This window comes from Siphonobacter sp. (genome assembly GCF_048595215.1).
In the GTDB taxonomy this organism is placed as follows: domain Bacteria; phylum Bacteroidota; class Bacteroidia; order Cytophagales; family Spirosomataceae; genus Siphonobacter.
Map to the genome: position 1 here is coordinate 1 of NZ_JBMDWJ010000020.1, position 11,571 is coordinate 11,571.

The following is an 11,571-nucleotide window of genomic DNA, read 5'->3' on the forward strand; positions in this document are numbered from 1 at the left end:
GCCACCAAAACGGCTCTGGATGCTCTTACCATTGCCTTGTCCAAGGAATTTGCCGGACGCAAGATCCGCATCAACTCCATTTTGCCGGGTTCGGTAGAAACGGAGGGTACCCATGCGGCGGGCTTTAGCGGCAGTGATTTCGAGAAGAACCTCATTGCTCATACCCCACTGGGTCGCGGCGGGCAGCCCGAAGACATTGCCCGCGTAGCGGTATTTCTTGCTTCCGACGATGCAGCCTGGATTACGGGTGAAAAAATCTCCGTTTCGGGTGGTCTTTACGGTTTATAGACGGGTATCTCTGCCCAGCTTCATATCAAGGTGAATCCGGGTAGCATCTTATCGATGCTCAGGAAATATTGAATCAGCAGTCATCGACTCGCTCAGTCGAAGTCGATGAACCGGTTACGGATGCTTCCCCCGATGCGTGGCGTACAACCCTATTCTTTAGATAAAGTTAGTGCCAGGCAATTGTGGTCATTATCTGAAGAATGGACAGGTGTTCCATTTCCCTACAATGATTTGCTGTCAGGAAAAGGTATTCTCCTGTATTATTAAACCTTTTTACAGTCCAGAGCGAGGCGGTTCTTAGGCCCTCGCTCTAGACTATTTTTTCTAATAAACAGCTAACTGTCAGGAGGCTATTTGAATAACTAACGATCTGAAAGTATAAGCTTCCGCTTGATTGAAAGAAACTCATATCATTAATCGATCCAGCTTCCCATTCGTATTTACGTATATCAATAGACGAATCCTAAGCATTTCTTTGCAATTTCGGCCTGCGGTGTAAGTCTGCCCTCCGATCGGCAACCTACGCTAGTCCGATCAAAAAGCGTACGAAGGATCATAGACCAAGCATCTGCTCGCCCGGTTGAATCTCGCTTTCGTAACCTGTTATAACCTCAAAGGGGCGGTTGCCCGCTTGTTTTCATTAAATCACGAATGAATTACGCGAAGCTTTTAAGTAGCATGGTGCTGGCTGTCCTGCTAACCTCCTGTGCAGCCAGGCGTCCAAACGTTCTCCGCTACGTGGACCCCAACATCGGTACTGCCCACAGCCGTTGGTTCTTCTATACTCCCGCGGCCGTACCCCACGGAATGGCCAAGCTGGCTCCATCCACCAACGGGCACTACGGCAACAAGCAGGGCTGGGAAGCTGTGGGGTATGACACCCGGCATCAATCCATTGAAGGCTTTGTCCATTTTCACGAATGGCAGATCGGTGGCGTAAGCGTAATGCCCTCCACCGGAGCCCTGAAAGTAAAACCGGGCGATCTGGAAAACCCCGACAGTGGGTATCGTTCTCGCTTTGACCGAAAAAATCAGCTGGCAGAACCTGGGTATTACAAAGTTTTGCTGGACGATTACCGGATTACGGCGGAGCTGACGGCTACGACGCACGTCGGTTTTCACCGCTACACGTTCCCTAAACATGATCAGTCGAGGATTATGCTGGACATCGGAAATGTACAGGGCGAAAGCGGCGAAGTACGGAAGGCCGAAGTACGCATGACTGACGCGACCCACTTTGAAGGATTCGTTACTACCTATCCCAAGTACGTGAAGACTTACGATCCCAAGGGACTGGTTTCCATGTACATCTGGGGCGAAGTAAGCAAAGCTCCACGGTCGGTGGGAGCTTTTACGGACGCAGGTATTCAGGCTCAACGCAATGCGGCTCAGGGTAAAGGAGCCGGGCTTTTTCTGGAATACAACACCAGCGATCACGAGGCTATTGAATTGAAAATAGGCTTATCCTACACCTCCATTGCCAACGCTAGGGCAAACTTCGACGCCGAAGCCTCAGACTTGTCGTTTGAAAAAGCCCGGCAAAAGGCTAAGAACACCTGGCAAAAGGAATTAGGCAAGCTGGCCGTTGAAGGCGATCAAACTAGTAAGGTTAAATTCTACACGGGTTTATTCCATGCCTTACTGGGACGGGGCGTAGCTAACGACGTAAATGGCTCTTTTCCCCGGCACGATGGCTCCATTGGCCAGTTGCCCCGCGATACAAACGGGAAGTTCAGTCATAACTTTTACAACACCGACGCCATTTGGGGTGCCTACTGGAACCTGACGCAGCTCTGGGCTCTTTCGTATCCGGAACGGTACAGCGATTTTGTTCATACCCAGCTGGAAATTTACAAGGAACGGGGTTGGTTTGGCGACGGTATTGCTAACAGCAATTTCGTATCGGGTGTCGGGACCAATTTCGTGGGTCTGGCCATTGCGGCTGCTTATCAGGCGGGCATCCGGGATTATGATACGGACCTGGCCTTTCGGGCTATTCAGGCGAATGAATTAAGTGGTCGTAACCGGCCCGTTGGCTCGGGCAAGCTGGATGTGGAAGCGTTCGTGAAGCGAGGCTTTGTACCCTATCTCGACGAAGATAAAACCGATGCTACCGGCTCTCATTTTTCGGCCTCCCATACGCTGGAATACAGTTTCAGTAGCTTTGCAGCAGCCCAACTAGCCAAGGCCATGGGCAAGCAGCCCGAGTATGAACAATTGATCCGGCTTTCCAACGGCTGGCGGCTTCTGTATGAACCGAAGCAAAAACTGGTTCGTCCCAAGCGAGCGGACGGTACCTTCATTGACACGTTTGACCCTTCCGAACCCTGGCGGGGCTTTCAGGAAGGAAATGCCATTCAGTACACCTTCTTCGTTCCACAAAATCCGAAAGCTCTCATTGAAGCGATCGGTAGAGATGAATTCAATACCCGGCTCGACGACATTTTTACCACGGCTCAGAAAAATGGCTTTGGGGGTGGCAAGGAAATCGATGCTTTTGCGGGGATCAAGTCGCTGTACAACCACGGCAATCAGCCCAATTTACACGTGAGCTGGCTCTTCAATTTTTCCGGAAAACCCTGGCTCACCCAGAAATGGACCCGTGCCATCTGCGATGAATTTTACGGTACCGAGCCCATTCATGGCTATGGGTATGGACAGGACGAAGATCAGGGCCAATTGGGTTCATGGTACGTCATGGCCTCGCTGGGCCTGTTCGACGTGAAAGGATTTACGGACCTAAAACCCATCATTGAGTTGGGAAGCCCCGCCTTTGATCGGGCTACGATTCGGCTGGGCAATGGCAAACCACTCCGCATCGAGGCTAAAAATAATTCGGCAACGAATGTATACGTACAGTCAGCGACATTCAACGGTAAAGACCTCCCCCATTGCTGGCTCTACCGCGACGAGCTGATGCAGGGCGGAAAGCTAACCTTTGTGATGGGAAGTCAGCCTAATACCACCTGGGGTACGCAGACACCGCCACCCTCGGCTCAGTAAGCAGTGATTCAGCGAACAGGAGACCTACAGCAGGCTTTAAACAGCTTTGCTATCAATAGTCTGATTTAAAAGATATTACTCTAAAAAAATCCAGCAAAAAAAATTAAAAGGACGCAATAACTAAATTTTTAGTTATTGCGTCCTTTTCTTTGTACTATTGCTACCACTAAGCTTTTATACCTTCTAAATCTCTACCTTATGCAAAAGTTGCTACTGCTGATGGGTACGCTCCTGTACCTAAGTGTGCCGAGCCTTGGTCAAACCAAACCTGCCCAACTGGACAGTCTATTTACCGAACTGTATCGTCAGGGATCATTTAATGGCAACGTATTAGTCGCCGAAAACGGGGTTCCAATTTTTGAAAAATCCTACGGTAAAGCGGATGAGCAATCGGGTCGGCCGTTGAATGCCGAATCCGTTTTTGAACTGGCGTCTTTATCCAAAGCGTTTACGGCCATGGGTATTGTCCTCCTCCAAAAACAGGGTAAACTTCACTACGATGACCCGATCGCAAAATACCTGCCCGAGCTGGCTAGTTATGACAAGATTACCATTCGGCATCTGTTGCATCATACCAGTGGTCTGCCCGACTATACGGATTACTTTATTGAACACTGGGACAAAAGTAAGTTTGCAACTAATCTCGACCTGATCAATGCCTTTGGCCACGTTCGTCCGCCCGTTCTTTTTCAGCCCAACGAGCGATTCAACTACAGCAACACCAATTACGCTTTTTTGGGAACTATCATTGAACGGGTATCGCATCAATCTTACGCTGATTTTCTGGCCCAGTCTATTTTTAAACCCCTGGGCATGAAGCGATCCCTGGTGTACCAAAGCCGCTATAAACCTCAGAACGTAGAAAACTATGCACTCGGTCACTTGGTTGATAGTACGGGTCATAAGGTACAACCGAATGCGTACGGCAAAACGTTCTTTACGTATTTTCTGGATGGAATTACGGGGGATCGTACGGTGAATTCCAGCGTTCGGGACTTACTGCTCTGGGACCAAGCCCTGTACTCGGATCGATTGATTAATGATCGGGAAAAAGAAGAAGTATTCAGCGGCGTTACGTTGTTGAATGGTCAGACGACAGATTATGGCTTCGGATGGATGCTAAAACAAGATCCGACTTACGGAAAGCTCGTTAGTCATTCGGGTAGTTGGGCGGGCTATATTCACTACATCGATCGGCACGTTGATACGAAAAAAACTATCATCATCCTGCAAAACATGGATAATTTCAATAACCGCGTGGCGATGGACCGCGTACGAAAAATTCTGTATCCCTGAGATTAGTCTTAGGATATGGAAAAGCCCGCTTAACGCAATAAACCTTTCTACGTTGGGCGGGCTTTACTAGATTCCAATCTTTCTCTATAGTTTTAAGCTACTCGAATGGGCTGGGGCTCAAACCTCTCGCCATTCGAGCCGGAGTGGATTTTGATAGATTGGTTTTTATCCGGGAAACGATGGCCTCGAAACCCAACCCGCCCGTTCACTAAAGGCATAAGCAAGCATCGAAATCTTTTGTAAAGAGAGAGAATTCGATTCATAAAAGGATTACTACAACCCTAATGGAGAGGAGGTGTAGTAACCATTTTTTAGCTTGTCTGCCGGCTAATCCAGATAACGAGCTAAATAAGGAGCGGTACGGCTGTGGGCATTTTTGGCCACCCGTTCAGGTACACCTTGAGCCACTACCTTTCCTCCCTGACTTCCTGCTCCCGGACCCATGTCAATCACCCAGTCACTAGCGGCTGCTACACTCATATCATGCTCGATGACGAGGACCGTATTACCAGCCTGTACTAATCCTTGCAATTGGATCATGAGTTTTTCAATATCCGCCGGGTGTAGTCCTGTGGTCGGTTCATCCAGAATATAAAGCGTACTCCCCTGTTGGGGCCTTTGTAACTCCGTGGCCAGTTTAATGCGTTGGGCCTCGCCTCCGGAAAGCTCCGTAGCGGGTTGCCCCAGACGCAGGTATCCTAAGCCTACTTCCCGAATAATCCTGAGTCCATGAGCGATGGAGGAATTATCCTTGAAGAACGTGAAGGCTTCATCGACCGTCATCGCTAAGACGTCAGCAATATCTTTGGTATTGTATTTGACTTCTAGCGTTTCCGGATTGTACCTCTTTCCCTGACAGGTGGGACAGGGAGCGTAAACGCTGGGCAGGAACAGTAATTCCACCATGACCGAACCCTCGCCCTGGCAGTGCGGACACCGACCTTTTGCAACGTTAAAGGAAAACCGGCCCGCGTCATATTTTCTGGCTTTAGCCATTTTAGTAGCGGCAAACAATTTACGAATCGCGTCAAACAGCCCCGTATACGTAGCCAGATTCGATCGGGGTGTTCTCCCAATCGGTTTCTGATCCACAACGATTAACCGTTTGATAGATGACATCCCCTCCGTAATCGTGCCCCCTAAGGTCTCCACCGTATGTTGCTCTAAAGGATTTTCATCTTCAACGTCTGTAGCTACGGCTACGGATGTTCCCAAAGCAGTGGCGACCAGCTCCACTAGTACCTGGCTAACTAGGCTACTTTTTCCAGATCCAGACACGCCCGTGACGCAGGTAAACACCCCCAGGGGAAAGTCTATGGCCAGATGATCCAGGTTATTTCTGGTAACGTCCGCTAGTTTTAGCCAACCGGTGGGTTGACGATTATACCGGGGTAATTGGAAGACATCAAAAATATAGTTTCTAGTAACAGAAGCAGCTACGTCTTTCAGCCCCACTGGTGGTCCGCTGTAGAGCACTTGTCCCCCCGACTCCCCCGCTGCGGGCCCTACGTCAACAATCCAGTCCGCGTGTTGAATCACTTCAGGTTCATGCTCGACGACAAATAATGAATTACCCGCTGCTTTCAGTTGATCCAAGGTCCGGAGTAAAGCTTCGGTGTCGGCCGGGTGAAGGCCCGCCGAGGGTTCGTCGAGTACGTATACGACGCCAAATAAATTGGAATACACCTGAGTAGCCAGCCGTAACCTTTGCAATTCGCCCGGCGATAGCGTAGGAGTCGTACGCTCAAGGGTCAGATAGCCCAGTCCTAAGTCTAAAATCACCCGAAGGCGGGCCAGCAGGTCTTCGGCAATTCGATCCGCAACCACTAGCTTTTCAGGGGATAGGACATCCGACTTGGGGGGCTTTTTTTCCTTAAGGAACGCCGAGAACAGAGTAGCCATTTGTTCCAAGGAAATGCGACCCATGTCAGCAATATCCAACCCAGCAAAGGTCACGCTTAACGATTCCTTTTTGAGCCGTTTTCCCTGGCAGACCTTACATTCACTGCTGAGCATGTATTGAGCCACCCGCTTTTTCATCAAAGGGCTTTGCGTGGTGGCGAAGGTCTGCATGACGTAACGCTGTACACTGGTAAACGTACCCATGTAATCGGGCGTAAGCTTTTTCCGAATGGCCTCCTGGACCGCCTCCCGGCTACGATTGGCATATACGGGTACGACCGGCTGCTCCTCGGTAAAGAGTATCCAATCCCGGGTCTGTTGGGGTAAATCTTTCCAGGGAATATCCACGTCGTACCCTAGCGTAGTTAAAATATCACGTTGATTCTGACCCTGCCAGGCCGGGGGCCAGGCCGCAATGGCTCGCTCCCGGATCGTAAGGGATGCATCGGGCACCATGGAACGCTCCGTTACTTCATAGACTCTTCCTAAACCATGGCAATGCGGACAGGCTCCTTCGGGTGTGTTGGGAGAAAATCCTTCCGCGTAAATGATCGACTGTCCCTCGGGGTAATCCCCTGCCCGAGAATACAGCATCCGTAAGAGGTTGGCAATCGTCGTTATACTCCCCACTGAGGAGCGGGTACTGACCGTTCCGCGTTGTTGCTGTAATGCCACCGCCGGGGGCAATCCATCAATCTGGTCTACCTTGGGCACCTGCATTTGATTGAAGAGTCGCCGAGCGTAGGGCGATACCGAATCCAAATACCTCCGCTGAGCTTCGGCATACAGGGTTCCGAACGCCAGCGAAGATTTCCCGGACCCGGAGATCCCCGTAAAAACAACTAGGGCATCGCGGGGTATCTTAACATTTACTGCTTTAAGGTTATGCTCGGAGGCACCCCTTACCTCTATAAAACCAGAAAATTCTTTATCTCGACTAGGCTTGCTCATGCGGATTCAAAACGAATACTCGTGCATTGGACGATTCATAATCATCGCTTAGTAAACTACTCAAGCGGATGCTTCGCGTCCGGTATACACTCTTTAAAAGGTTGGGCCACTCCCGAACTTGGAGAGTTCAACCCTTCCTCTAAAAACGGAAATCCGTCAAGGGTTCGCAAGTATCTTTCATCATGTAGCCTGGTCCTCAAGTTTCTCAACTCTTCACCTGAGGTGAGTCCGCATACACCCCTACACAAAGTACTAGAACAGTAGCCCGGTCACTGTTAGCGTAACTAAGCCCTGGGTTGAACCATAGGTAATTTTTACTGATAGCCCTTATTTACGTACTGACTATACGGAAACTTGATCTACTCACGCCTAAAAACGCTAAGAAGTAAATAAATTAAGCTGTTACATCTTATTCAACTGCAATCATCAGCATGGTTCGTCCCTTGCCAGCCTCCATTGTCTGTTTCCAGAGTTTCCGATCTGTTTTGTCAATGAAATAGGTAGAGGTACCGTTGCTTATTTCATCCGTAACCGTGACGACCCATACTTCTTTTGAGCCATTTTTTTGGGTGGTATACTGACCACTACTCACTCCCGTAATTGAAGCGGTAATGACGCCTATGTTAGCGGAAGGATTATAATCATAAATCGCTATTTTCTGAGTAAATCCTTCTTTTAAAGACAGCCACCGGATCAGGGTAGGGTAAAAATTGCTATCAAAATAAGTGGTTTGGGTGGTATCCGAAATGACGGTCTTTTTGCCCTGACGTTTGTCCGTATAAACCCCGGTTACGATAGGACCAAAGTTGAGGATCATATCTCTTTGGGCATTGTAGGAACTATGACGAATAGGGCTGAAGGTCGCCTTTTGGCACGTTGAGGAGTCTACCCAAATGCCGGTAGTCCCCTTCATTGCCACGGTTGTAATCAACGTAATTTTGTCTTTACTATCGATTAATCTAGAAGAAACCTTACCTATTTCGAATTTAGCCGTATCGCGAAGCATATACCAAACCATATCATAAGCCTCGGATTTGACCCTATTTTTCTCAACAATTTTGCTAGAGGGTCTGAGCTGGGCATTCGCTAACGTAGCATATCCTAAACAGAACAGAAGTACTATATACTTCATGAGATTAGATTTTATAGTGATGGGACAAAGCACTATAAAAGCATGAAAGAATAAGCGGTTCTTTGACAAGAGGGAGAAAGAAGGGACTACTGGCAGAAGCTCTTTTCTAGCAATTTAGAATCACCCCGCTCAATGAGGGCAAACGGGATTTTAGCGATCATTCGGAGAAGGCGGTAAACTATTTGTATCCGTTGTATACGAATCAGGCGTGAATGCTTGACTAACTATAAATCTTGTGCTTTACGACAGAAATTCGGCCTTCTTTATTGAGTTTGGAAATGGTACGGATGACCGTTTCGACCCGTAATCCAGTCATATCGGCCAGTTGTTGGCGGGTGAAGGGTACTAAATAAGGTTGACCCGATGAGGAACCAGATTTAGACCGGAAATAGTCAATCAGGGTTAGGAGTCGATGTTCGGGTGCGTAGGAGGATAACTCACGTAACATCATCGATTTGTACCGCAACCGCTTGGAAAATACTTCGCTAAATTGTAAGTGTACGGCGAAATGATCCCGAAGTAAATCGATGAACCGCTCTTTACGCAATTTGCTGATTACCGAGGGCGTAGTGGCGATGGCACTGCTGGGATACGGAAAGCCGTCGAACAGGGGCGGCTCACCAAAGCTCTCACCGGGGCCGAATATTCCCTGAATAAACTCCTGGCCGTCCTCGCTGTAATTGACCATTTTGATGGCACCTGCCTGTACCTGAAAATAGTGCAGGCAGGTATCCCCTTCTCCAAAAAGCAGCTCGTCTTTATCTAGTTTCACCTCTATCGCACTGTACTGCCGAATGATTTCGGTTGGAATCATACGTTTATTTTAGTTAAAGACTGCTTAAACTTACGGAATAACATCTGTTTGATCCATAATTCCCCGACTGGGTAATCCGTGCGTTAAGCCCGTACAGCATGAAGTTGTTGCTCTACCTGAATCGCTTTGGGAAACAGGATGTTATTTTCCAGATGAACGTGCTGATGCAGATCGGTTTCAAACGCTTCGAGTTGCTGATACAGAAGTTGAAAAGAGTAACAACCATCGGCGGGAACGGTAAAATTATTGGTAACGCTGCGAATGGTTTCCAGGTCATCACCCGCGTCAGTATGTTCTACCTCCATCATTTGGATGGGGTTGGCAATGGAGCCGAAAGGAAAGGTAAAAGGGGCCGGATGGTCCGCTTTCTGTACCTGGGTCAGTTGTCGGATGGCCGGAAATAGAATCCGCTCTTCTTTCATCATATGGACCGTCAGCTCATCGCCCACTCGTTGAAAAGCGGCCTGAACGGTTACTAATTCAGGGTGTTGCGGACCGTGAGCCGCGATTACTTTATTCAACAATGCAGTAATGGTGGGTACGACTTCGGCTACGTACTGGTGGTGATTCTGTACAATATAATCCGCCAGAAAATCCAGCGGCCACACGTTGGCTTTATCGGGAATACCCGAAGAAACAGTTGTTGCCTGAAGTTCTTTTTTCACGGCTTCGGGATTCAGTCCGGCTTCCGTACAAACTTCAGTGAAGGGTCGATTGCCTTTGCAGCAAAAGTCAATGTTCAGTTTTTTGAATACCGTAGCGGCTGACGGGTTTTGCCGAACCAGATCGGCAACCGTCTCAATCGGCCCCGTAAGCTTGGTCAGTTGAACCTGCCATACCTCCGGTCCGGTTTCCAGGTACGTCCAAAAACAACCGGGCCGATGGTCACTGAACTGATGGTGCAGCGGCAGAGGGTCGTGATCGTTGGCGAGGATGAAAGACTCACCTTCGGCAAGAGCATCAAACGTAGCAAAAATGGTGGGATGTTTCAGGCGGGGGTCCAGTACGCGTACATCCAATAAACCAGGCGTTTCCATGTGATTTTTTGTTTAGATCATACGGCAAAACTACCGCCTGCCCCACCCGTCATTTTATGATTCAAATCAGGTTGTCGGGAAATTTTCAGAGGAAATCAAAACTATTGGGTTGTAGCCGTGAATTAGGATACACGTCCCATTCATGTTTTCTAAGCCGGTTTCTCCAACGTTAACCATGGCCGCTTTGCCAACCCGATCAGCAGAAAGCTTAGCCACATTACCCAACAGATCCGGCTCTAAAGGTACACGGATCCAGTACGTTGTCGGCTTGATGAAAACGTTGACCGAACATGATTCAACTCATGGTATTGGTCACCTACGTCTGCTTTCCTTTGTCCGTGGCAATGCATGAGCTTCGCCCAAAATACGAATATGGATAAGCCTCAACGTTTGATTGTACCCCTGGCCCTGCTAAGCTTGCTACTGGGCATTCTGACTGGCTGGCTTCGGCTGGGCTGGGACATACCCCTATCCTTGGCGGCGGGTGAACATGGCCTACTCATGATGGGTGGCTTTTTCGGCACCTTAATTTCTCTGGAACGAGCGGTAGTCGTCAAATCACGCTGGGCATTACTGGTACCACTGGTGCAGGTTCTGGGCGTTCCAGCCTTACTGTTGAATCAATTCACTTTGGCGATCTGGCTGTTTATGGCCGGAGCAGCGGGGATGGCGTTTATCGTTTATTCGTTTCTGACCCGGTTCCGGGAGCCTTTCTATTACTTACTTTTCGGCGGTAGCCTCGCGTTGTTGATTGGGCATATCTTACTGCTACGTACACACTTTTACCCCACCGCCGTACCCTGGTGGATGGCCTTTCTATTATTCACTATTACTGGCGAGCGATTGGAATTGAGTCGATTCGTACCTCTCAAAGCGTATCAGCGTGGGTTATTGTGGATGGCCCTGGCTGTTTTTGGACTCGGCGTTGTTCAACCCTTTCACGGACTTGGGCAAACGATAACGGGTCTAGGTATGGTCATGGTTGGTGGCTGGCTGCTGCGTTTCGACATGGCTCGTCGATTGATTTTTCGAACCGGGCAACACCGATATATGGGTAGTTTGCTGGTGATGGGTTACGGCTGGCTGATTGCCCAGCGCGTGATTCGCCCTCTGGACCAGGCCTCCCTGATCGCCCAGCAAATCGCTAC

At 49.1% G+C, this 11,571-nt stretch carries 7 protein-coding genes and 1 pseudogene; 4 read left to right on the forward strand and 4 right to left on the reverse strand.

What is annotated here, in order from left to right:
- The 3 genes from ACOJTG_RS01130 to ACOJTG_RS01140 all read left to right on the forward strand — a co-directional run.
- Positions 1-288, forward strand: a 288-nt coding sequence (locus ACOJTG_RS01130) for an SDR family NAD(P)-dependent oxidoreductase (RefSeq protein ID WP_420152116.1), incomplete at its 5' end; no start/stop codon positions are given.
- Between the two features lie 651 nt (positions 289-939).
- Positions 940-3,291, forward strand: coding sequence for a GH92 family glycosyl hydrolase (locus tag ACOJTG_RS01135; RefSeq protein ID WP_420152117.1), 2,352 nt, complete (start codon positions 940-942; stop codon positions 3,289-3,291).
- A 198-nt stretch (positions 3,292-3,489) separates the two neighbouring features.
- On the forward strand, positions 3,490-4,587 hold the full coding sequence (locus tag ACOJTG_RS01140; protein ID WP_420152118.1) for a serine hydrolase domain-containing protein: 1,098 nt from the start codon (positions 3,490-3,492) through the stop codon (positions 4,585-4,587).
- A gap of 327 nt (positions 4,588-4,914) precedes the next feature.
- On the opposite strand, the gene uvrA is transcribed toward ACOJTG_RS01140, so the two are convergent.
- The 4 genes from uvrA to ric all read right to left on the reverse strand — a co-directional run bounded on the left by uvrA (position 4,915) and on the right by ric (position 10,423).
- On the reverse strand, positions 4,915-7,440 hold the full coding sequence (uvrA, locus tag ACOJTG_RS01145) for an excinuclease ABC subunit UvrA (RefSeq protein ID WP_420152119.1): 2,526 nt from the start codon (positions 7,438-7,440) through the stop codon (positions 4,915-4,917).
- A 409-nt stretch (positions 7,441-7,849) separates the two neighbouring features.
- Positions 7,850-8,572: a hypothetical protein gene (locus tag ACOJTG_RS01150; RefSeq protein ID WP_420152120.1), complete on the reverse strand. Its 723-nt coding sequence runs from the start codon at positions 8,570-8,572 to the stop codon at positions 7,850-7,852.
- A 220-nt stretch (positions 8,573-8,792) separates the two neighbouring features.
- Positions 8,793-9,386 (reverse strand): Crp/Fnr family transcriptional regulator, encoded by a 594-nt coding sequence (locus tag ACOJTG_RS01155; RefSeq protein ID WP_420152121.1) that lies wholly within the window; start codon positions 9,384-9,386, stop codon positions 8,793-8,795.
- Between the two features lie 83 nt (positions 9,387-9,469).
- A complete protein-coding gene (gene ric / locus ACOJTG_RS01160) occupies positions 9,470-10,423 on the reverse strand; it encodes an iron-sulfur cluster repair di-iron protein (RefSeq protein WP_420152122.1) in 954 nt (317 codons plus the stop codon).
- A 348-nt stretch (positions 10,424-10,771) separates the two neighbouring features.
- On the opposite strand from ric, the pseudogene ACOJTG_RS01165 reads away from it, so the two are divergent.
- Positions 10,772-11,571: pseudogene (locus ACOJTG_RS01165) on the forward strand (hypothetical protein); the annotation flags it as partial.